The sequence below is a fragment of the Algoriphagus sp. 10J20-15 genome, assembly GCF_055809615.1.
Genome location: NZ_JBVVUG010000048.1, coordinates 80,882 through 103,115 on the forward strand (window position 1 = coordinate 80,882; position 22,234 = coordinate 103,115).

Annotated in this window: 26 protein-coding genes and 1 pseudogene; 23 read left to right on the plus strand and 4 right to left on the minus strand. The window is 40.9% G+C overall.

Annotated elements, in window-relative coordinates; genetic code table 11:
- Nucleotides 1–109: 109 nt before the first annotated feature.
- Nucleotides 110–724 carry a cytochrome c oxidase subunit 3 gene (locus tag AC0L6R_RS23035; RefSeq protein ID WP_283412132.1) on the plus strand — a complete coding sequence of 205 codons (615 nt, stop codon included), beginning with the start codon at nucleotides 110–112 and terminating at the stop codon, nucleotides 722–724.
- Between the two features lie 6 nt (nucleotides 725–730).
- Entirely contained in the window at nucleotides 731–1,165 is a 435-nt protein-coding gene (locus AC0L6R_RS23040; RefSeq protein ID WP_283412131.1) for an SRPBCC family protein, read from the plus strand.
- On the opposite strand, the gene AC0L6R_RS23045 is transcribed toward AC0L6R_RS23040, so the two are convergent.
- Nucleotides 1,162–1,632 (minus strand): Fur family transcriptional regulator, encoded by a 471-nt coding sequence (locus AC0L6R_RS23045; RefSeq protein ID WP_473273310.1) that lies wholly within the window; start codon nucleotides 1,630–1,632, stop codon nucleotides 1,162–1,164. The genes AC0L6R_RS23040 and AC0L6R_RS23045 overlap by 4 nt on opposite strands.
- A gap of 244 nt (nucleotides 1,633–1,876) precedes the next feature.
- On the opposite strand from AC0L6R_RS23045, the gene AC0L6R_RS23050 reads away from it, so the two are divergent.
- The 13 genes from AC0L6R_RS23050 to moaA all read left to right on the plus strand — a co-directional run bounded on the left by AC0L6R_RS23050 (nucleotide 1,877) and on the right by moaA (nucleotide 11,607).
- On the plus strand, nucleotides 1,877–3,097 hold the full coding sequence (locus tag AC0L6R_RS23050; protein ID WP_473273311.1) for an aspartyl protease family protein: 1,221 nt from the start codon (nucleotides 1,877–1,879) through the stop codon (nucleotides 3,095–3,097).
- Nucleotides 3,098–3,215: 118 nt separating this feature from the next.
- Nucleotides 3,216–3,806, plus strand: a complete 591-nt coding sequence (locus tag AC0L6R_RS23055) for a LemA family protein (protein ID WP_283412128.1) — start codon at nucleotides 3,216–3,218, stop codon at nucleotides 3,804–3,806.
- Nucleotides 3,807–3,817: 11 nt separating this feature from the next.
- Nucleotides 3,818–4,255 (plus strand): TPM domain-containing protein, encoded by a 438-nt coding sequence (locus AC0L6R_RS23060; RefSeq protein WP_283412127.1) that lies wholly within the window; start codon nucleotides 3,818–3,820, stop codon nucleotides 4,253–4,255.
- Nucleotides 4,233–5,039 (plus strand): TPM domain-containing protein, encoded by an 807-nt coding sequence (locus AC0L6R_RS23065; protein ID WP_283412126.1) that lies wholly within the window; start codon nucleotides 4,233–4,235, stop codon nucleotides 5,037–5,039. Before AC0L6R_RS23060 ends, AC0L6R_RS23065 begins: the two co-directional genes overlap by 23 nt.
- Before the next feature lie 182 nt (nucleotides 5,040–5,221).
- A complete protein-coding gene (locus tag AC0L6R_RS23070) occupies nucleotides 5,222–6,397 on the plus strand; it encodes a molybdopterin molybdotransferase MoeA (RefSeq protein WP_473273312.1) in 1,176 nt (391 codons plus the stop codon).
- 25 nt (nucleotides 6,398–6,422) lie between these two features.
- Nucleotides 6,423–7,007: a molybdenum cofactor guanylyltransferase gene (locus tag AC0L6R_RS23075; RefSeq protein WP_473273313.1), complete on the plus strand. Its 585-nt coding sequence runs from the start codon at nucleotides 6,423–6,425 to the stop codon at nucleotides 7,005–7,007.
- Nucleotides 7,004–7,816, plus strand: a complete 813-nt coding sequence (cobA, locus tag AC0L6R_RS23080) for a uroporphyrinogen-III C-methyltransferase (RefSeq protein ID WP_473273314.1) — start codon at nucleotides 7,004–7,006, stop codon at nucleotides 7,814–7,816. Before AC0L6R_RS23075 ends, cobA begins: the two co-directional genes overlap by 4 nt.
- 28 nt (nucleotides 7,817–7,844) lie before the next feature.
- On the plus strand, nucleotides 7,845–8,081 hold the full coding sequence (locus AC0L6R_RS23085; protein ID WP_473273315.1) for a MoaD/ThiS family protein: 237 nt from the start codon (nucleotides 7,845–7,847) through the stop codon (nucleotides 8,079–8,081).
- 1 nt (nucleotide 8,082) lies between these two features.
- Entirely contained in the window at nucleotides 8,083–9,117 is a 1,035-nt protein-coding gene (gene moeB, locus AC0L6R_RS23090) for a HesA/MoeB/ThiF family protein (RefSeq protein ID WP_283412121.1), read from the plus strand.
- Complete coding sequence (locus tag AC0L6R_RS23095; protein ID WP_473273316.1) at nucleotides 9,098–9,526, plus strand: molybdenum cofactor biosynthesis protein MoaE; 429 nt, start codon at nucleotides 9,098–9,100, stop codon at nucleotides 9,524–9,526. Before moeB ends, AC0L6R_RS23095 begins: the two co-directional genes overlap by 20 nt.
- 165 nt (nucleotides 9,527–9,691) lie before the next feature.
- Nucleotides 9,692–10,294: a cyclic pyranopterin monophosphate synthase MoaC gene (gene moaC, locus AC0L6R_RS23100; protein WP_473273317.1), complete on the plus strand. Its 603-nt coding sequence runs from the start codon at nucleotides 9,692–9,694 to the stop codon at nucleotides 10,292–10,294.
- Nucleotides 10,295–10,316: 22 nt separating this feature from the next.
- Nucleotides 10,317–10,610 carry a molybdopterin-binding protein gene (locus AC0L6R_RS23105; RefSeq protein WP_473273318.1) on the plus strand — a complete coding sequence of 98 codons (294 nt, stop codon included), beginning with the start codon at nucleotides 10,317–10,319 and terminating at the stop codon, nucleotides 10,608–10,610.
- Nucleotides 10,594–11,607 (plus strand): GTP 3',8-cyclase MoaA, encoded by a 1,014-nt coding sequence (moaA, locus tag AC0L6R_RS23110; protein ID WP_473273319.1) that lies wholly within the window; start codon nucleotides 10,594–10,596, stop codon nucleotides 11,605–11,607. The genes AC0L6R_RS23105 and moaA overlap by 17 nt, the downstream gene beginning before the upstream one ends.
- Nucleotides 11,608–11,644: 37 nt before the next feature.
- On the opposite strand, the gene AC0L6R_RS23115 is transcribed toward moaA, so the two are convergent.
- Entirely contained in the window at nucleotides 11,645–12,301 is a 657-nt protein-coding gene (locus AC0L6R_RS23115) for a transmembrane-type terpene cyclase (RefSeq protein WP_473273320.1), read from the minus strand.
- A 293-nt stretch (nucleotides 12,302–12,594) separates the two neighbouring features.
- Here AC0L6R_RS23115 and AC0L6R_RS23120 point away from each other — a divergent pair, with 293 nt between their 5' ends.
- The 8 genes and pseudogenes from AC0L6R_RS23120 to gldB all read left to right on the plus strand — a co-directional run bounded on the left by AC0L6R_RS23120 (nucleotide 12,595) and on the right by gldB (nucleotide 20,252).
- Nucleotides 12,595–13,476, plus strand: coding sequence for an EboA domain-containing protein (locus AC0L6R_RS23120; protein WP_473273321.1), 882 nt, complete (start codon nucleotides 12,595–12,597; stop codon nucleotides 13,474–13,476).
- 38 nt (nucleotides 13,477–13,514) lie between these two features.
- The gene (locus AC0L6R_RS23125) at nucleotides 13,515–14,420 is read left to right on the plus strand and encodes a TatD family hydrolase (protein WP_283412111.1); all 906 of its coding nucleotides are present in this window, start codon (nucleotides 13,515–13,517) and stop codon (nucleotides 14,418–14,420) included.
- 3 nt (nucleotides 14,421–14,423) lie between these two features.
- Nucleotides 14,424–15,170 carry a UbiA-like protein EboC gene (eboC, locus tag AC0L6R_RS23130; protein WP_473273322.1) on the plus strand — a complete coding sequence of 249 codons (747 nt, stop codon included), beginning with the start codon at nucleotides 14,424–14,426 and terminating at the stop codon, nucleotides 15,168–15,170.
- The gene (locus AC0L6R_RS23135; protein ID WP_473273323.1) at nucleotides 15,136–15,336 is read left to right on the plus strand and encodes a hypothetical protein; all 201 of its coding nucleotides are present in this window, start codon (nucleotides 15,136–15,138) and stop codon (nucleotides 15,334–15,336) included. Before eboC ends, AC0L6R_RS23135 begins: the two co-directional genes overlap by 35 nt.
- A gap of 69 nt (nucleotides 15,337–15,405) precedes the next feature.
- Nucleotides 15,406–16,560, plus strand: coding sequence for a 3-dehydroquinate synthase (locus tag AC0L6R_RS23140; RefSeq protein WP_473273324.1), 1,155 nt, complete (start codon nucleotides 15,406–15,408; stop codon nucleotides 16,558–16,560).
- 24 nt (nucleotides 16,561–16,584) lie between these two features.
- On the plus strand, nucleotides 16,585–17,796 hold the full coding sequence (gene eboE / locus AC0L6R_RS23145) for a metabolite traffic protein EboE (RefSeq protein WP_473273325.1): 1,212 nt from the start codon (nucleotides 16,585–16,587) through the stop codon (nucleotides 17,794–17,796).
- Between the two features lies 1 nt (nucleotide 17,797).
- Nucleotides 17,798–19,172, plus strand: a pseudogene (locus AC0L6R_RS23150) (alkaline phosphatase family protein).
- A gap of 63 nt (nucleotides 19,173–19,235) precedes the next feature.
- Entirely contained in the window at nucleotides 19,236–20,252 is a 1,017-nt protein-coding gene (gene gldB / locus AC0L6R_RS23155) for a gliding motility lipoprotein GldB (RefSeq protein WP_473273326.1), read from the plus strand.
- Between the two features lie 99 nt (nucleotides 20,253–20,351).
- Here the strand turns inward: gldB and AC0L6R_RS23160 are convergent, their stop codons facing one another.
- Both AC0L6R_RS23160 and AC0L6R_RS23165 read right to left on the minus strand, forming a co-directional pair.
- Nucleotides 20,352–21,308 (minus strand): fasciclin domain-containing protein, encoded by a 957-nt coding sequence (locus AC0L6R_RS23160; RefSeq protein ID WP_473273327.1) that lies wholly within the window; start codon nucleotides 21,306–21,308, stop codon nucleotides 20,352–20,354.
- A gap of 225 nt (nucleotides 21,309–21,533) precedes the next feature.
- On the minus strand, nucleotides 21,534–22,172 hold the full coding sequence (locus AC0L6R_RS23165; RefSeq protein WP_473273328.1) for a glycosyltransferase: 639 nt from the start codon (nucleotides 22,170–22,172) through the stop codon (nucleotides 21,534–21,536).
- Between the last annotated feature and the right edge of the window lie 62 nt (nucleotides 22,173–22,234).

Here is a 22,234-nt window from a genome sequence, read left to right on the forward strand (position 1 = left end):
TTATCCATTTGTGGGAAACGAACAGATGCAAGGGTAATTCCCAAACAATAAAAGTCAAGTTGTTTGATATTTTTCTGAACCTTCGCCTCAGTTGACTGTTTTCAGAATAATGAGAACGTCCAAGCAACAACTCACCCTATTTCAGCGGATTGAAAGACTTCATCCCTATGAGACCATGCTCTACTTGGGAATGTTTGGTAGCGGACTTATATTTCTGTTTCTGACTTTTGCATTTTTGGTCTCTTCCCGAAATCTCCTCTCTGGAATGAACCAAACAGTGCCGGTAGCCTTTGTTGTTTCTACTTTTTTATTGGTATTGAGTGGGTTTTCGGCTACATCTATACGAATCGCTTATCAGGAAGAAAACACTGAAAAGTTACTCAGCACCCTTAGAAATACGGTATTATTAGGATCCGCCTTTACGATCCTGCAAGTAATCGGTTGGTTTGAGTTGAAAGAAAAAGGCATAGAATTTACAGGAATCCCCAGTGGAAGTTTTCTATATGTGCTCAGTGGCATCCATATTTTCCACCTATTAGGAGCCATGATTTTTGGCTTGATTCTTTATTTTCAACTTGAAAAAAGCAGAACCGATGAAATAAAAAAGTTAATAATTCACACCAATCCCTTCGAGAAAATGCGTGTCCGCCTGTTTACTTTTTATTGGCATTTTATGGATGGAATTTGGTTGATTCTCTTTCTTTTATTCGTCCTTAGCTTCTAACAAATCATGAAAATAAACCTATCCACTCAAGTCAACCAAGACTACCTGTCTGTGAAAAACGGCTTTGACGAGACCCTTTTCTCGAAACTAAGTCCGCCATTTCCACCTGTGAAACTGGCGAGATTCGATGGATCTAAGGTTGGGGATCTGGTGTCACTGGAATTGGACTTTTTACTTTTCAAGCAACAATGGACGAGCGAAATCTCAGAGAGCCAAACTACCGCCACGGAATATTACTTTGTGGATATTGGGACACAACTTCCTTTTTTCCTGAAGAAATGGCGACATAAGCACAGAATAATCAAAGAGGGTAATAATTCGATTATCCGGGATGAAATCGAGTTTTCAGCACCTTTTGGTCTGGCTACTGTGCTTTTATATCCAGCGATTTATTTACAGTTTTTGTACCGCAAACCCATCTACAAAAAGATTTTTGCTTAGATCACCGGAAAGTTTTCACAGTTTTCAATCTCACAATCCCCGTAAAGAACAAGAGAATGCGTTCTGATAGCTGATTTAAAAGTTTTGCCTATTTCCTCTTTGATCTCATTGATTTTAGGATCTGAAAATTCCCGGATTTTACGGCATTGATTACATACATGATGATCATGATGCTTGTAAGTAAGTGCCTGTTCGTAGAGTGCTACTTTGTCTTTGAACTGATGCTTTACAGCGAGTCCACTTTCCACCAATAGATCCAGCGTATTATAAATAGTGGCTCGGCTGATGGTATAGCCTTTGTTTCTCATACTCAAAAAAAGCCCTTCCACGTCCATATGCTCGTCTTCTGGAAGAGAGTACAATTCATCTATTACTGAAAATCTCTCGGGCGTTTTCCTACTTCCTTGCTTGGTTAGAAAATTTTCGAAGATTTTCTTAGCCTTTTCTATGAGGGCCTTGTCTGCCATGGGGTCAAAATAATTTAAATTAAAGATGAGTCATTCTCATTTTTTTGACAAACAGGATTGACTAAAGTCAGTAATTTGGTTTCAGTCTAATTAAAACAATACCGATATAATCCGTATACAGATCCAGTTAAATTGGTTGTTTTTGTAAGTTTCCTTATAATATTCACAAAACAGATTAACTTATTAGAACGATCCGGGTTTTCAATATTCTATGTATAAACGCTTACCCTTACTCCTTATATTTTTGCTAGCTGCGCAGCTTCTGTGTAATGGTCAGGTGCCTGGTTTTTTCATGAAAGAGGATAAACGCAAGGTGACCTTACCTTTCTATTCTTCAAATAGCCTGATCATAATCCCTGTATCAATCAATGGAAATACACCATTAAATTTCTTGGTAGATACTGGGGTACGATCTAATATTCTATTTAGCAAAACCCTTGGAGACGCGCTTAATCTGGAATATACACGTAGGATAAAACTGGTTGGTGCTGACGGGGCTGAAGATTTGATGGCTTCAGTATCTCCAATAAACAACTTTGATTTAGGCCCAATTGAAGGAATTTTTCAAAGTTTACTTGTGCTTGAGCAGGAGTTTTTGGAGCTGGAGTCTGTGATCGGAGTACCGGTTTACGGGATCTTGGGTTACGAGTTTTTCAAGTATAACCCAGTGAAAATTAATTACGACGACGGAAAAATAATTTTTTATGAGCCCGGCGCACTCAAGTGGAGACCGCTTTTCTACCGAAAGCTAAACATGGAAGTTCAAGATAATAAGCCCTACATCAATGTAATGGTAAAACAAAAGGACGGCTCTATACTGGAACCAAAACTACTCATCGATACGGGGGCAAATCACGGTCTTTTGCTAAACCGTGAAACGTCCGAAAACATTACCATGCCTCCGCTTTTTATAGAATCTGCATTGGGGCAAAGTCTCGGGGGAGTACTCTACGGCTTCATTGGTCGGGTAGATTACATGAAGCTGGCAAATTTCAAACTAGACGAAGTGCTCACATCCTATCCAAATGAAACCCCCTACAGCTATGTGATCAAAGAATCTGGACGTTCGGGAAGCTTGGGTGCAGAGGTGCTAGGACGCACCAGACTTATTTTTGATTATCAAAGAAACCGTTTACTCGTTCGGAAGGCAGATAATTTTTACGCTCCATTCCAATTTGATATGAGCGGGATGTCTTTGAAAAAAATAATAGATGATGATAATAGGATTTATATTTCTGAGATACGTGCAGGGTCTCCTGCAGGTCGGGCTGGCTTACAAGCCTATGATGAAATACTTGTTATTAATAAAGTTCCAACGTTCATCTGGGAACTGTCAGAAATTAACAAATTGCTCAGGTCTGTACCTGGGAAGAAAATCGAACTGGAGATTCGTAGATATGAGTCAGATGACCTTACTAAATACAAAGATCTAAAGTTCAGTCTGATTCTCAGGCAGCAGATTTAAGGTCCTAATTGGTTCCATTAAGATAAAAGCGGTAATTTTGAGAGAAGGAAGGTGAAAAAGTCAAACCTCCCAGTCACAATTACGTGAGTATTCTAGTTTTAAAAATCAATATAAACACATGAAAAAATTTCTTATTCCTATTGGTATCCTGTTGGTGCTCGGTATTTTCATTTACACCAAGGCTGTAGGAACCTATAATACTTTTGTGCAAACAGAGGAAGTGATCAACGGCCAATGGGCTGAGGTAGAGACTCAATATCAGCGTCGTTCTGACTTGATTCCTAACCTGGTAAATACGGTAAAAGGCTATGCAGATTTTGAGCAGGAAACCTTGACAGCAGTTATCGAAGCAAGAGCTAAAGCAACTTCTATGAATGTGGATGCTTCTACTCTTACTCCTGAAAAACTTGCTGAATTCCAAGGAGCACAGGACAACCTTTCCGGCGCTTTGGGCAGATTGCTCGTAAGTGTGGAGCGCTATCCTGAATTAAAGGCAAACCAAAATTTCTTAGAGCTTCAGGCTCAGCTGGAAGGCACAGAAAATAGAATTGCTGTCGCCAGACGTAATTTCAATCAGTCCGTTCAGGATTACAATTCAAATCTTCGAACCTTCCCGAACAACATCTTTGCAGGTTGGTACGGGTTTGAGCAGAAAGGTTACTTCGAGGCATCCGCAGGAGCTGAGAATGCACCTTCCGTTCAATTTTAATACAACTCATCATGGCTGAGAAATTATTCTCAACAGCAGATCGGGAAGCGATAGTGAATGCGATCCGGTCTGCTGAAGTTTCCACCTCTGGAGAAATTCAAGTGCATATAGAAAGTCGATGCAAAGGCGAGGTACTCGATCGCGCGGTGAAGGTATTTGACACCCTCAAAATGCACCAGACCAAAGATCGAAACGGCGTGCTATTTTACTTGGCTGTTGTCGATAAGCGCTTTGCCATTCTCGGTGACAAAGGCATCAACGAAGTAGTTCCGGAGGATTTCTGGGAAAAAATAAAAGAACACATGACCGGCTTATTCAAGCAAGGTCAATTTACACAAGGTCTGATCGACGGCATCCACATGGCCGGTGAGCAACTTGGAGCGCATTTCCCCTATCAGGGGGATTCAGACATAAACGAACTTCCTGATGAGATTTCTTTTGGATCATAAGATCCTACCTATCACCTTACTTTATCTTTTATTCTCACTTGGCCTTCAGGCGCAGGACTTCCCTCCTGTACCTAACCCGCCTAGGTTAGTGACCGACTTCACCAACACACTTTCTGCTTCCGAACTAGGACAGTTAGAGAGTAAACTAGTCGCATACAATGACAGCACTTCCACGCAGATAGCCATCGTGATGATGCGATCTGTGGGGCAATACGACATTTCTGATTATGCTTTTCGCCTAGGACAAGCTTGGGGAATTGGCGGAGGAGAAAATGACAATGGGATTTTGATTCTTGCTGCTATGGACGATCGAAAAGTCTTCATAGCTACCGGATATGGAATGGAAGGAGCAGTTCCTGATGCATTGGCAAAGCGAATTGTGGAAAACTTGATCCTTCCCAATTTCCGGAAGGAAGCCTATTATGAAGGTCTCAATGAGGCTACAGATATGATTTTCAAACTCGCCTCAGGAGAATATAAGGCTGAGGATATTGAATCGACTGGAAATGGCGGAGGAGCAATTTTTATGATTTTATTCCTCATTTTCATTTTTGTAATTCTTCCAATGTTGAAAAATCGCAACGACAATAACAATCATATGGGAGGCAGAGGCGGAGGAGTAGACCTGTGGACTACGATTATGCTTGCTAACATGCTAGGCGGTGGTGGTAGATCTTCTGGCGGCTTTGGCGGCGGTGGAGGCTTTGGTGGCGGCGGAGGCGGAGGCTTCGGCGGCTTCGGAGGAGGCGGCTTCGGAGGCGGTGGAGCTGGAGGAAGCTGGTAAGAATAGAAATTGAGATTTTAAAAAACGCTTTGATTAGCGTTTTTTTTTGCGCCAAAAATGGCAGAGCTTCATCGAAGAAAGTGCTTTTGATCATTAAAACACTTAACAAGAGAATAAATTACGTAGTAAAGTAAGTATTAATACGTATTTTTTCATATGTTTAGCCAAGATACCACAGCAAGATGATTTCAGTTTCTGAAGCTTTAGAATTAATCAAAACTCACACTAGCCAGTTGCCTAGTGTAAAAAGGCACCTTAGGGATTCTTATGGCTGCTATTTGGCAGAAAAAATTTTAGCTCCGATCAGTTTGCCTACATTTCGTCAGTCTGCCATGGATGGCTATGCCTTTCGAAGAGGAGAGATAGAAGAGCTACAAGTAGTCGGTGAGTGCAAGGCGGGAGATGCGACCGATTTTGAGATTCTAGCAGATCAAGCCGTGCGCATTTTCACCGGTGCCCGTGTGCCTGACCAAGCGGATACTGTAATCATGCAAGAGCATGTGGTAGTGAATGGACCTAATATAGCCATTCAAATAATGCCTGAAAAATCCACAAATGTGAGAGAAGTAGGCGAACAAATTCAAGCTGGCGAACAAGTATTGCCAGCTGGGACGAGAATCACCGAATCCATCATTGGTTTTTTGACCAGTTTTGGGATCACAGAGGTTTTAGTCACTAACAAACCCAAAATTACGCTGATCGTTACGGGAAACGAGCTTCAGGAGGCAGGAACTCCTCTCAGGCCCGGGGCCATTTACGAGAGCAATGCGATCATGCTTGAAGCTGCACTGAAATCAAGAGGATATGATTCAGTGCAGCTTTTAAAAGTCGTTGATGACCTGGAGGCGACCAAACGAGCCATTAAGTCTGGGCTCGAGAGTGACCTGTTGTTGATCTCAGGAGGTATATCAGTTGGTGATTACGATTTTGTCGAGGAGGCCTTGCAGGCAAATGGAGTTCAGAAAATTTTCTATAAAATCAACCAAAAGCCAGGAAAACCACTATGGTTTGGCCGGTCAGATAAAACATTGGTTTTTGCTTTGCCGGGAAATCCTGCTTCTTCACTGACTTGCTTTTTGATTTATGCTCTTTCGGCGCTGAAAATCATGTCAGGCGACCCTGATTACGACTTAAACTTCCAGTCTGGAGTGCTACAGCATCGTGCATATAACAAGTTTGGAAAGACTCTTTTTATACTTGGAACAGAGAAAAATGGGAATTTGGATATATATCCAAAACAAGCCTCTAGCATGTTGATTTCCTATGCTTTGGGAAATGCGTTGGTACTTGTCCCGGCAGAAAAAGAAATCCTTGAAGCTGGAGAGTCTGTTCTTTACTTACCGATAAACAGACATTAGCAAGGGATTTATAGAGAATCGAGGAATGAAAAATTCAGCAAACATATCGGCTTACGTACTCTGTGGAGGAAAAAGCACAAGAATGCAGTCTGAAAAAGGACTCGTCCTCTACAAAGGGAAACCTTTTATACAATGGATAGTCGAAGCAATCCTGCCGATCACGTCCAATATCATCTTAGTCACGAGTAATGGGGATTATACCTTTATGGGATTGCCGATGATAGAAGATACCTATGCAGACAAAGGCCCTGTTGGAGGGATTTTTACCGCTCTCAATCATACAGATACCGAGCAAAATCTAATTCTCAGCTGTGACGTACCGAAGATTACAACTAGCCTTCTCGCAAAACTAACCACAGAATCAAAACAAAAAGATGCACTGATCACCTTTCTTAGCGATGACAAAAATGATTATCCTTTGATTGGTGTTTATAAAAAAAAGGCCTTAAAAACATTTTCTGATGCTATTTCATCAGAAAAATTGAAGCTCTGTCCGCTGGTGAATTCGATCTCGCATCATAAAATCATAATCAATACTGAAGAAAAGTCACTCGTTCAGAATATCAATAGTAAAGCAGAATTACATGCGCTCAACCTACTAGACCTATGAAAACTATCAATGGCAAATCGCCGAAACTTACTCTAATTGGTGCTGGCCCTGGCGATCCAGAGCTACTTACGTTAAAAGCCGTCAAAGCGCTATGCCATGCAGATGTGGTGCTATATGATTCGCTGGTTAATGAGGAAATCCTACAGCATGCCAATCGGGCATTGTTGGTTTTTGTGGGAAAAAGAAAAGGTAATCACAGCCATACACAGGACGAGATCAATGAGCTCATCGTGAATTATGCAACTGAATTTGGGCATGTAGTCCGGGTAAAAGGTGGAGACCCATTTGTATTTGGAAGAGGAAAAGAGGAAGAAAACTATGCTTTGGCACATGGAATTGAAGTAGAAGTGATTCCAGGAATTTCTTCCAGTGTGGCCGTTCCTGCTTCGGTAGGAATTCCAGTGACCGCGCGTGGAGTGGCCGAAAGCTTCTGGGTGATTACCGGCACCACAAGCACTCGGGAGCTATCACATGATTTGACCCTAGCCGCCCAATCCTCAGCAACAGTGGTGGTACTCATGGGTATGAGCAAACTGAAAGAAATAGCTGCGATTTATGCTTCCTTTGGCAAGCAGGATTTACCTATAGCCATCATACAAAACGGTACCAAATCGGAGCAAAAAGAAGTGGTAGGAACTATTCAAAACATCGTAGAAATCAGCGAGAACCAACGAATAGCAGCGCCTGCCGTTATTGTCATTGGCGAAGTGGTGCATCTGGCACGAGTGAAAAAACAATTGAAAGAAGACTGGGTTTTAGAAGACGAATTTATTTTCCAAAACCTGAATACCTTGCCGTTTAGTAATTAATACGAACGATGTGTATTAAATTGAAGCTATGATTACAGTGAATTATTTTGGAAATATCGCAGAAGCAGCGCAGAGCAGTTCGGAGACTTTGGACCATGACTCTATGAGTTTGGTTGATCTGCTTGAGTTGTTAGACTCTAAATATGCCATAGCCCAATTCCCTTTTCAGGTAGCAATCAATAGAAAAATTGTCTCGAAGCAACAAGCTCTGAATATTTCTGATTCAGACGAAGTAGCACTACTTCCACCATTTGCAGGAGGATAAAATGGAAAGATATCAGCGACAAATCATTCTTCCAGGTATCGGAACTTCCGGTCAGCAAAAGCTTAAGTCAAGTAGCGTTTTGGTGGTGGGAGCAGGTGGTTTGGGCTGTGCGGTTTTACCATATTTAGTTACTGCCGGGGTAGGGAGAATTGGGATTGTGGATGGAGATCGTGTAGAAGAAAGCAACCTTCACAGGCAAGTTTTATATCAAGAGAATTCGATTGGTTCGCTAAAAGTAGAATCGGCTCAGAAGGCTCTATTGGGATTGAATTCTACCACTCAGTTTGAGATAGTTCCTGAGTTTCTGTCTGAAGAGAACGTGGATAGCTTGCTTGAATCCTATGATTTGGTCATCGACGCAACGGATACAATTGAGGTGCGCTATACTTTAGATGCTGCATGTATCCGCCACAGCAAGCCTATGATCTATGGGTCTATATTCAGATTTCAGGGCCAGGTTTCAGTTTTCAATTTTCAAGGAGGTCCTTCTTATATTAGCCTATTTCCACAGGAAGACAAAGTGGTTTTGAACTGTGAAGAAGCTGGTGTGTTAGGAACTACTGTAGGAATGATAGGAATGATTCAGGCAAATGAAGCGCTGAAAATCATACTCGGAATTGGTGAGGTACTTTCAGGGAAAATCTTGGTTTATAACATGCTCACTAATGATCAGCAGATATTCCACTTGGCGGATGAGCCAATTCGAGATGCAAAAAACACTGCATCTGCACAGGTGGTTTTGACTGATCCAGAGCTTATTTTGATACAAGAAGGATTACTGCTTGATGTGAGGGAAGCTGGGGAGCAACCCGAAATCCCTTCCGGTTTTTGCTTAAATATCCCTCTTTCTGAGCTGGAAAGTAGGCTTTCCGAATTAAATAAGGAGAGTGAAATTACGTTATTCTGCCAAGCTGGAGGAAGAGCGATTCAAGCTGGAAGATTGCTTCAAAAAGCAGGATTCAATAAAATTAGAGCCGTCAGAGGTGGAGCAAAAGATATATTGAAATTGATTGAATATGAAAAAAGTATTTCTTGAAGGAGCGATTTCTCCTGAATTTATAGCTGATTCTATTGCGAAGCATCAAGGCAAGCATAGCATTGGTGCACATAACATTTTCCTTGGTCAGGTTCGTGCAGATGAAGTTGGTGATAATAAAGTGGTTGCCATAGAATACACGACTTATGAGGAAATGGCAAATGAAAAGCTGTATGAAATCCGAGAAGCGGCTTTCGAGAAATTCAATTTGACTTGCCTACACATTTATCATAGTCTGGGTGAGGTGAAAGTCGGAGAGATTTGCATTTTTGTTTTCGTTTCCTCTCCACGAAGAAAGCAAGTGTATGAGGCCACAGAATGGCTCGTGAATCAAGTGAAAGAGCATGTTCCGATTTTCGGCAAGGAGATTCTTGATAATGCAGATCATCAGTGGAAGGTAAATAGTTGAACAAAAAAGGTAAATCTGCAACTCCTTCAAGAAAAAGACTAAAGCGACTTATAGTGCGGTGAAAGTTATCATTTAGGCAACTTCGGTCACCGGTCTTCGGTCTTCCAGCAGAGTAAACAATGAAAGTACGCCAAGGGGAATATTGGCAGATAACTAGGTAAACAAATGGTAGATATCACACATAAAGTCACCACACTTCGTACGGCAAAAGCTCAGGCGATTGTACATGTCAGTTCAGCTGAGACCATTGAAGCTGTGGTGGAAAACCGGGTTCCAAAAGGCAATGTGTTCGAAATGGCTAAAGTGGCGGGGCTTTTCGCAGTGAAAAACACCCACATTACTATTCCTGATTGTCATCCACTTCCTGTGGAATATACCGCAGTGGAATACGAGATTGATGGATTGGAAATACGGATTTTTATCACGGTAAAGACTGTATATAAAACAGGAGTAGAGGTAGAAGCCATGCATGGAGCTTCAGTGATTGCGCTTACTATGTATGATATGTTGAAGCCCATTGACAAGGGAATTGTAATTCGGGAAATTGGTTTGGTGGAAAAGACGGGTGGAAAATCAAGTTTCAAAGACAAAAACCCGAAAGAAATCCAAGCTGCTGTCGTGGTTTGCTCTGACTCCATTTCTAAGGGAATCAAGGAAGATAAAGCAGGAAAAGTTATTGTGGATAAGTTGAAGACGCATGGTGTGAACGTGACTTCTTATGAGGTAATTCCTGATGAGTTGGAACTGATCCGGGGCCCGGACTTTTGAACTTACAGAGAGTAATCAATTAGTGATTTTTACTGGGGGAACTGGACTTTCACAAAGAGACGTTACTCCTGAAGCCTTAGAGCCGATTTTGGAGAGAAGAATACCAGGTGTGGAGGAAGCAATTCGTAGCTATGGACAGAAGATTATGCCATTTGCTATGCTATCAAGATCTGTGGCTGGCACTATTGGCGACAGCATAGTCTTGGCTTTACCAGGATCAACCAATGGAGCAAAAGAATCAATGGATGCGGTTTTCCCTCATTTATTGCATGTTTTTAAAATATTAAAAGGAGCTAATCATGACCCAATCGGGTAATATTCAGGAGCTAAAAGACAAATTTGGGAGGATCCACAATTACCTGCGGATCTCCTTAATTGAGAAGTGCAATTTGCGCTGTAGCTACTGCATGCCCGCTGAAGGAATTCCCTTAAGTCCAAAAGCTCACTTGATGAGTGCTGATGAGGTGCTGGAATTTGCCCGGATCTTTGTAGGCTTAGGAGTGAATAAAATTCGACTCACTGGCGGAGAGCCTCTGCTTCGGAAAGATATCGGGGTGATACTCGATGGACTTTCAAAAATGCCCGTGGATCTTTCGATTACAACCAACGGATTATTGATCGATAGACATGTGGATAACTTCCAAAAACTAGGTATTAAAAAGATCAATTTCAGTCTGGATACACTGAAGGAAGAACGCTTTCAAGAACTTACCAGAAGAACAGGTTTCCAAAAAACCCTAGACAACTTTGAACTACTTCATGACAATGGCTTCGATCTGAAAATTAATGCTGTACTGATCAAAGGAACCAATGATGATGAGTTAATTGACTTTGTGGAAATGACCAAGGACTATCAGGTTTCGGTTCGTTTTATAGAATTCATGCCATTTGATGGCAATCAATGGGATCGCTCCAAGATGGTTTCAGAGAAGGAAGTTCTCAGCCAACTAGGTTCCTACTTCGGTGCCGAGAAGATTTCTGCTCTTCCAAATGAGGACAATTTCACCGCTCGTAAATTTAAGATATCCGGCTACCAAGGAGATTTTGGAATCATTTCCTCCGTTACCAACCCATTCTGCGGCACCTGCAATCGAATTCGACTTACGGCGAATGGTCGTATCAAAAACTGTCTTTTTTCAAATCAGGAAACTGACTTATTAGCAGCTATGCGTGCTGGGGAAGATGTGGAAACGCTTATTTTAGAATCCATCCTAAATAAAAAGGCTGTGCGTGCAGGAATGGATAGTATGGAAAAAATCTCCGACCCAACCCTTCATTCTGATAATAGAAGTATGATTGCGATTGGGGGGTGAGGTTGTTAATTTTTTAATAAGAGGATATAAAAAAGGACTAAGATATATTTGACCGAATCGCTTTTATACTCTTTCTCCTTTTCGCCACTAGGTAGATATAAGCCACATCCAAAACAAAAATGACTGAACCTATATAAAGAATTGGTTCATGTACGCCTCCGCCTCTATTAGAACCGATTATTCCAAATAATATGGTTAATGGCAGGGTTCCAATAAATTTTGCAATCGCCAAGGTTAAGGATTGCCCCTGTAAACCAGGTCTTCGGTAATACATTCTAATGAATAGGAAGGACATCAAAATACACTGAAGAAAACCCATGTAAAGTGCTCCAAGTACTATTCCAACCCATTGAAAAACGAAATGCTGTAAGACTAGGCAGCCTATTAGGTATACTATTGCCTGAATATAAAAAGTGCTCTTTTTGGTAGATACTTCCTTAATTCCATACTTAAAATACATGTACAGAATACCACAGTCCAGAAGTAACCAGAAGGCATTGAAAAAGCTAGACACATGGGTCCCAAACTCAAAGAAGCCAGGAACAGTATAGTACAGCTCCCAAGTAAAATTAAGACCAAGTGCTATAAAAGGAATACTATAGGACTTGTCCTTATACCCTACCCTTAAAGCCTCTATATATGTAATAATCCAGCCTATTCCACAGATAGAAAGCAGGATGGTACTAGTTGTCATAAAGAATTATTAATCACGAACATGAAACTCATTCTAGGTAGAAATTGAGGATGAATACCCACAAAATAGTGCCCCAAGCTACTTTTTGACGGGCAAATCTCCTTCTAAAAGGCTGGCAAGTTAAGGAAAAAGAAAATATCTGAGGGTTGATTATGTAAGAAAGTGATTTTTGTCAGGTAGGGCACTTTTTCCTACCGCTGAGCATTATCTAAGTGGATATTCTGGTAGATTTCAGCGTATTTTATAAAATAAAAGCAAAGGTGACGCTAAGCCCTAAACGGCAACTCTTCATTATGAAAAATCAATTAATAAGCTATCTAACCCAACTGCTAGATACCTCAGCTAATCATAAAGGCTTGGATTGGCTCAATAAACAAGTTGAAAAGATCAGCTCCGAAGGAACTCCTTCGAAGTTTTTTCTCGCTTTCAGCCAAGCATCCAGATTCTTCAAAAAGGAAAAACTCACGCTTTCACAGGATAAACTTGTTCAAGCAAACGAGCTTGCCACAGGGTTTCAACCTGAGCATTGGGATGAATTACAAACTGCCAGAACTGTATTGATGTTAAGTTATCCACAGGAAAAAGTAGCTTGGTTTGCAGCAATGAATCAGCTTTTTGAAACGGCTGACATGCATGAGCACCAAGCACTTTTCGCTGCTTTACCACTTATGCCTTTTCAGGAGGATTTAATTCCTAGAGCCATTGATGGCCTTCGTACTAATATTTCCCTTGTTTTTGATGCGATTGCTTTAAACAATCCTTTTCCAGCAAAGTATTTCCCGGAAGCCAATTGGAATCAAATGGTTCTTAAAGCAATATTTATGCAGCGCCCACTTTATAGAATTCAAGGATTAGAGGGGAGAAGAAACCTAGCTTTGGCAGCGATTGCAAGGGATTTTGCTCATGAGCGCTGGGCAGCAGGCAGAGAGGTGATGCCAGAAATATGGAGACTAGTTGCTCCCTTTGTCAATGAAATGTATTTAGAGGATCTGAAAAAAACTTTGGCAACTGGAGATGATCTTCAAGTAAAAGCAGCATTATTGACCTTAAGGGAATCGGCGTTTACAGAGGCAAAGTCTTTGCTCGAATCTTACCCTGACCAAGTTGCCGCTCTTGATATGGATGCCATTGCTTGGGAAAGCATTGGCTCGGAGTTTCAGCGAACTCGCGTTTAATCCCTAATTTTACATTACCCTTTCTAAAATAAATAATCATGTATATAGATCCACATATCCACGTCGTATCCCGTACGACTGACGACTATGAAGCCATGCAAAAGGCTGGAATTGTTGCCGTCATTGAGCCAGCGTTTTGGCTAGGACAGCCAAGAACAGAAGTTGGAAGCTTCAAAGATTACTTCAGCACCCTCGTAGGTTGGGAGCGTTTTCGTGCCAGTCAGTTCGGTATTGTGCATTACTGCACGATGGGGTTGAACTCTAAGGAAGCGAACAATGAACCATTAGCTGAACAAGTAATGGAGCTTTTGCCTTTATATGTGGGCAAAGAAGGTGTGGTGGCAATAGGCGAAATAGGGTACGATGATCAGACTGAAGCTGAGGACAAGTTTTATAGACTTCAGTTGGAACTGGCAAAAGAAGTGGATCTCCCTGTGCTTATCCACACTCCGCACAGAGACAAAAGAAAAGGTACCATTCGCAGTATGGATGTATCCGAAGAGCATGGGTTGGATCCGAAAATGGTGATCGTAGATCATAACAATGAAGAGACAGTAAAGGAAGTGTTGGATCGGGGCTATTACGCTGGATTTACCATTTATCCACATACCAAAATGGGTTCTGAGCGCATGGTAGAAATCGTGAAGCAATACGGGCCAGAAAGAATAATCGTCAATTCCGCTGCAGATTGGGGAATTTCAGACCCTTTGGCTGTGCCAAAAACAGCTGACCTCATGCGTAAATCTGGAATCCCAGAAGAACATATCAAATTGGTAACTTATCAAAATGCATTAACTGCTTTTGGGCAAAGTGGACAAATGGATGAGCAAGATTGGTTGAATGCTGCACCGCTGGACCAAACCAAAAAAATGAGTGGTAATTCTGTTCTTCGTGGTGGACAAACTCCACGAGTGGAAGGTAAATCAAATATTGTAGAAAATTAATAAATGCGAACTACTCGGCTTTTCGCCTATTTACAACTTACCCGCCCAGCAAATGTAGTCACAGCAATAGCTGACATTTGGGCGGGTTTTGCTATCTCAGGCACATGGTTTTATTTATTGGAAGGTGGACAAGGAGGAAACATACTACTTACCAAACTAGCTTGGCTTTCATTAAGTACAATTGGATTGTATGCTGGAGGTGTTGCCTTCAATGATGTATTCGATGCCGAACTTGATGCAATTGAGAGGCCGGAAAGACCCATTCCTAGTGGTAGAGTATCTAAAAGCAGAGCCGCATGGATGTCTTTTACGCTTCTCCTTATTGGAGTACTAGCTGCAGCTCAAGTAAATTTGATTTCCGCTGGAATAGCTTCGGTGGTTGCCCTTCTAGCAGTATTGTATGATTACTGGGGAAAGCACCAGAATCTGATAGGCCCGATAAATATGGGACTTTGCCGTTCTGGTAATTTGCTTTTGGGTGTCAGTGTAACTCCAGAATTACTATCTACTTTTTGGCCTTTAGGTCTGATCCCACTAATATTTGTAGCCGCGATCACCATGATCAGCCGTGGTGAAGTTCATGGAAAAAACAGGAATGCGTTGTATGGTGGGCTGTTAATGTACGTAATTGTCATCGCAGTAATAGGCTCAATTCCGTTCCTACATAATACTAATAGTTGGGGAAGTATTTCCATTCATAGCCTTACTATGCTACATGATTTTCCCGCCTTTGATCAGAGCTATTCGTAGCCAAAACCCAAAACTCATAGGCAAATCCGTGAAAGCTGCCGTTATTTCCCTAATAATTGTCAATGCCTCATTAGCTTCGGCTTTTGCAGGATGGCAGATTGGATTATTTGTGTTATTGTTGTTGCCAATTTCTCTTTGGCTAGCCAAGAAATTCGCAGTTACCTAACAAAGAACTAAAAGGGGCTCGGAATTGTATTTATTCCAGCTAGCAGCTTAAGCCCATACCCTGTTGATTATGAATACGATTATTGAACAATCATTTTCTGTACCCTTCAAATATCAAGTCTGTTTTTCAGAAGAAATTTTCACTCCTGAGAATAAGTTATTTGTCGATATACTTTCTAAAGAAAGAAAGTCCAAAGTCCTTTTCGTAGTGGACAAAGGGGTTAAAAATGCTCACCCAAACCTGTTAGGCCAACTGAAAGCTTATTCACAAGCACATTCGGAATCATTTACACTTGCATCGGACCCTATTGTAGTAGTGGGTGGAGAAGCATCTAAAAATGATGATGCCATTTATAATGAAATTGTTAAAGCAACCCATCTGTATGGAATAGACAGACATTCATACATCGCCGTGATAGGTGGTGGTGCTGTGATAGATATGGTGGGTTTCGTAGCTGCTATATCTCACCGTGGGATTCGCCTAATTCGTATTCCCACTACAGTTCTTTCCCAAAATGACTCAGCAGTCGGGGTGAAAAACTCTGTAAACCTATTTGGGAAAAAGAATTACCTAGGCACTTTTACTCCACCATATGCAGTTCTAAACGATTTCAATTTCCTAAAAACGCTAGATGATAGAGATTGGAGGTCCGGGATTTCCGAAGCGATAAAAGTGGCCTTAATTAAGGATTTAACTTTCTTTTCCTGGATTGAGGATAATTCCTCGGCTCTAGCCGGGAGAGAAATGGCTCCCATGCAGGAGCTGATTATCCGCTGTGCGCAAATGCATTTGGATCATATATCCGGAAAAGATCCTTTTGAGTTTGGCTCATCAAGGCCATTGGATTTTGGCCATTGGGCGGCTCATAAATTGGAGCATTTAAGTGACTTCCGAATTCGTCATGGAGAAGCTGTAGCAATCGGTATTGCCTTGGATTCCACATATTCATTTTTGAAAGGATGGATTACAGAAGACGATCTGGTAAGGATAATCTCCGTATTTAAAACCTTAGGGTTTGACCTTTTTGCTCCTGAGCTAGGCGGAGAAAACCTAATCAAAGGCTTGAAAGAATTCCAAGAGCACTTAGGAGGTCAACTAACCATCATGCTTTTGAAGGCATTGGGCAAAGGAGAAGAAGTGCATGAAATGGATCATCAGCTAATCCATCAGGCTATAGATCTGCTCAAAAGTTACAACCAAACACAAAATTTGGTCACAAGTTAATTCAGAACAAAATCAACTTTATTCATGGAAATCAAAGGATTTCAACTCAGTTACTGCAGCAATATTCACCCCGGAGAGAGCTGGGAAGCAACATTTGAAAACTTAAAAAAATATATTCCTGAAGTAAAGAATCGATTAAGTGTAGATAAGCCCTTTGGTATAGGCCTCAGGCTTTCTAATGAAGCAAGTCTCATTCTAGAAAAACCAGAACAACTGGCTGAATTTAAGAATTGGCTTGAAGCTGAGGACGCATATGTTTTTACATTAAATGGCTTTCCTTACGGTGATTTCCATAGAACAGCTGTAAAAGACCAGGTTCATTTTCCTGATTGGACTACAACTGACCGAAGAGATTACACTGTCAGATCTTTCAAAATTCTTGCGCAATTATTACCAGAAAGCATTGATGGAGGAATCTCAACTTCTCCAGTTTCTTACAGACATTGGTTCAAATCCGAATCAGCATTAAATGCTGGAATGAAAACCGCCACCCAACACTTGTTGGAAGTAGTGGAGGAACTTGTTGAAATCAAAAAACAAACAGGCAAGTCTATGCACTTGGATATAGAGCCAGAACCAGATGGGATTTTGGAAAATTCTGACGAGATGATCTGGCTATTTTCGGACTGGCTTCTGCCAATTGGTAAACCTTGGCTCGCTGAAAAATTAGGAATTTCTGAAGATGAGGCTGAAAATAGAATCAAAGAGCATATCCAAGTTTGCTATGATGTTTGCCACTTTGCAATCGTTTATGAAAAGCCTGCCGATACCTTTGCCAAATTTGAAAAGGCTGGAATCAACATCGGTAAGATCCAAATTTCTGCAGCTTTACGAGTGCTCATCCCTCATGAGCCAGCAGCTAGAGATTTGCTCAAGGTGAACCTACTACCTTTCGAAGAATCGACCTACCTACATCAAGTTGTTGCTAAAAGGAAAGATGGTACGTTGAATTCTTATTCTGATTTGCCTGAGGCTCTCAAAGTCTTGGACACTACAGATGAAGAGGAATGGAGAATCCATTTTCATGTGCCTGTTTTTTTAGATAATTACGGGGCTTTAGCATCCACACAGGATCAAATTTCAATTGTACTCAATGAAATTTTAAAAAACCCTTCAATCGCTAACCATCTTGAAGTGGAAACCTATACTTGGGAAGTATTACCGGAAGATACACGCTTAAACTTAGGCGAATCCATTTCTAGGGAGCTGGCATGGGTAATCGAAAAATTGAATTAAAATGAAAAAGACAGTTGTCTTAGATATAGTTGCACTTTCTCCACGAGTGATTGGAGCGCATACTCCTTTCTTGAAAAGATGGATAGAAAAAGGAAAACGCGCAGTCGTAGAACCTGTATTACCAGCAGTTACTTGCACCGCTCAGTCTGTATATTTGACTGGAAAATGGCCTACTGAAAACGGGATTGTAGGAAATGGCTGGTACTTCCAAGACGAATGTGAAATCAAATTTTGGCGCCAATCTAATAAGCTGGTACAATCACCGAAAGTGTGGGAAACACTCAAGGAAGAAAACTCCGAATTTACTGTAGCCAATATGTTTTGGTGGTACAACATGTACTCCAGTGTGGATTATGCAGTCACCCCAAGACCACTCTATCTTGCTGATGGCAGAAAAGAACCCGATTGTCATTCCCAGCCTATGGGATTACGTGATCGACTTCAAAAAGAACTGGGTCAATTTCCTCTTTTCTCTTTTTGGGGACCAAATGCAAACATTGCCTCAAGTAAATGGATAGCCGAGGCTTCCAAAAAGGTAGATGAATGGCACAACCCGACTTTAAATCTGATTTATATACCGCATTTGGATTACTCTCTTCAGAAGTACGGGATAGATTTTGACAAAATCGGAAAATACTTGAAAGAAGTAGATGAGCTTGCAGAGGATCTGATTACCTACTTCGAAAAGCAAGGGACTCAGGTGATTTTGTTGTCAGAATATGCGATTACCACTGTGAGTAAGCCAATTCATTTAAATAGGATTTTTAGAGAACAAGGCTGGATTCAGGTAAAAGATGAGCAGGGATTGGAAACCTTAGACGCCGGAACTTCCAAAGCTTTTGCCGTGGCAGATCATCAAGTTGCCCATATTCATGTAAACGACTTAAGCATTTTGCCTCAGGTCAAAAAGCTTCTTGAGGCTACTCCTGGAGTAGAACTGGTCCTTGATAAAGAAGGGAAAGGAGCATCATATAGACCACGAGCGATCTGGAGATTTGGTGGTAATGGCAGATAAGGAGTCATGGTTTACTTATTACTTCTGGCTAGACGATGCTAAAGCTCCAGATTATGCACGATGTGTAGATATCCACAAAAAGCCCGGCTATGATCCAGTGGAGTTAATACTTGATCCAGCTATTAAGATACCTTTGCTCACAGTAGGTTCCAAAGTCCTGAAGAAAAAGCTTGGTTTCCGCTACTTGATGGACGTCATTCCATTGGATGCCACTCTGGTAAAAGGTGCGCATGGGAGATTAAGCGAAGATGACTTGGATAAGCCTCTCCTTGTGTCTCAGGATAAAAACTTGGTGAAGGCGGACACCATACAGCCTACTGATGTCTATGAAGTAATCCTGAAAGCAGTGAGGGGAAAATAGTCTGTCAAGTATTTCGTTGATTCTGTTACCGTTTCAATTCCTATTTTTGAAAAAAATTCATTCATGCGTATTTCCAGCTATCGACAAATAACCCTTTCTCTTTTTTTGATTTTAGCTTTCGCTTGCGGCAAAAAAGAAAATGAAGGCTGTGAGCTTTCACCTGAAATTTTAGACCAAGATCTGACGGTCAATATTATACGATTAGAAAAGGATTTTTTCGAAGCCAAATCCATTGAGGAATTCAAATATCTATTTGAAGAAAACCCGGAATTTACTGCTGAATACTTGCAAATGGACCTTTATCGAAGTCCTGATACGCTGGCAGCTGAGCTGTTGGCTATTCACCAAGATTCTTCCATGCGAGTACTATATGATTCAGTGCAGGTGATATTCAGCGATTTCTCTGATGTGGAAAAAGATCTTGAAAATGCGTTTAAAGCAATCAAATATTACTTTCCTCAATTTAAAATCCCAAAGGTTTACACGTTCACTTCTGGGTTTAATTCTGACCTGATTGTCACAGATGATGTGATTGTAATTGGACTAGACTACTTTTTGCCACCCACGCATTCTTTTCAGCCAGAATTACCACGCTATATGGCTGAGCGCTACGATAAACCGTACATCGTACCGATGATCGTCATGGCAATTTCTGCTCGGTATAACGTAACTAATCCTCAGGATAATAGATTGCTAGCCGAAATGATTTATTACGGTAAAACTTACCATTTCACTAAAGCAATTTTGCCTTGTACCTCAGATCAATACATCATCGGGTATACACCGGAGGCTATTTCTGAGAGTTTTGATAATGAGGAATTGATTTGGTCCCACTTTGTGGAAAATGAATTACTATACGAAACAAATCCTTTTGAAATCAGAAAATACATAGGAGAAGCGCCATTCACTGATGCCATTAGTACCAAAGCTCCTGGCAGATTAGGAAGATGGTTGGGATGGAATATTGTGGATGATTACCAGTTCAATCAGGATGTACCTCTGGATATCTTGATGGCAGAACCTGATGCTGAGAAAATTTTTAGAGAATCAGCATACAGGCCCAGGAAGCCAACTGAATAAGGATTCATTGCCTCTAGGACAAAAAAAACGAGTCTAAATCTAGACTCGTTTTTCACCAATAAACCCTATCCTATAAAATTGTGGTACTCAATTTCATTGTTACTCCGGTACGATGACCTGGTCAATTACATGAATAACTCCATTAGTTGCATGAATGTTTAACATAGAAGGAATTAATCCACTTTCATTTATACTCAAACCTGCAAGATCAACAGATAAATTATTTCCTTCCAATAAGGTAGGCAAGCTCGCACCATCTCTTAAATCCTGAGAGAATGCTCTTGCAGGCACTACATGGTATAGAAGTACATCTGTCAATAAATCAACATCAATTTCATCGACTCCACTCACACCTAGAGCATCATATAAATCTTCAAAAGCAGCATCGGTAGGTGCAAAAACGGTCAAATTATCATTTGAACCACCACTTACCGCATCTACTAGTCCTGCACGTGAAAGGGCTGCAACTAATTGAGTAAATTCTGGGGAAGAAGCAGTGGAAGTTTCAACTGCTATTTCAGCGATGCTTTTTGTAGGCGGAGTGATTACATAATCTAATGTATGGATCACGCCATTGCTAGCCATTTTATCTACAGCTGTAATCATGGTGTTGCCATTAATCCAGACGCCTCCATTGGGATCGACACTAACGTAGAAAATCTCACCATTCAGTGCCGTTACTGGTCCAGCAGTTACATTAGCAGAGGTTATATTGCCAGAAACTACATGATAGCTTAAAATATTCGCTAAGTCTGAATTACCCAGAAGATCTGCTGCTGAAATATTGTTTTCGGTAATGAAGTCTCCAAATGCTGCATCCGTCGGAGCAAAGATTGTAAAAGGGCCAGTAGCACTAAGATCGTCATCTAATCCTGCAGTAACTACTGCTGTCTCTAAGATTGAAAAATTGTCGTCAGCTACTACTACTTCAACAACATTCTGTGAAGTTGGCATTTGATCATCGTCATCGTCATCGCAGGAAGAAAATCCAGCAAACATTGAGATTGAAAGTGCTACAGTTAGTAGCCGCTTTGTGTTTAATTGCAAGTTTTTCATTTTTATTTAGTTAGTTATAAGTTGGAAATCAGTTCAACGTAAACAACTAACCCATGCCTATATTGTTTTTGAAGTTCTTGCTTTTCCTATACTGCCCAATTATCCAACCTTGAATTACAAACCCCTCCAAGACTAAATATTCACGATATTGGTAAAATGATGCAGGTAGATATTGCAAACTTTAGAAACCTAAGTTTTATATAAAAAAGCGCATACTGAAGCCTCTCAACTAGTCAATCTTATGAATTCCTCGTTGGATGATGAGAGATCCTTATTTGTACTTATTACCTGCTTCAAATGAGCAATCGCTAGCTCTTTAGTAAAATGTAGCTCAGCCAACCTGCGCGAATTTTTTCGCATTTTTATCAGTTGTTCAGGATTACTTTCTAAAATTTCAAGGCGAATAAAGGCCGACTCAATCTTAGATGGAAGACAGGTAATACCCAGCTGATGGGTTTTCACCAAGTCATAAACCCAGCCCTTATGATTCACCAAAATCACTTTACCAGCTGCCAAGGCATCAAAAAATTTATTTGGGCTATTCGTTTTAAGAACGGGTAAATGCGCGAAGGAAATCCAGGCAAAATCTGCCAAACTCAGAACTTCGTTCACCTTTTCTTTAGAACCAAAGGAAATAAACCGAACCTGTTCAAGAGATTTTTCCGAGGCTATTTTTCTCAATTGAGCTTCATGGCTACCCTCTCCCATAATCAAAAATTGCCAGTTTTTACCTCGGTTTTGAGCCATTTCAGCAAGCTCTAAAAGCTCCTCTACTGCGTTTACTTTTCCCAAAGCTCCAGTATAGGCAATGGTCAGACTATTGGTCAACTCATACTTATCAAGGATCTCTTTTCGTTTCTCCATCAGATAAAATCTGTCTAAATCTGAGAAATTCGGAATCAAGTGAATCTTTTGTGCAGGAGTAA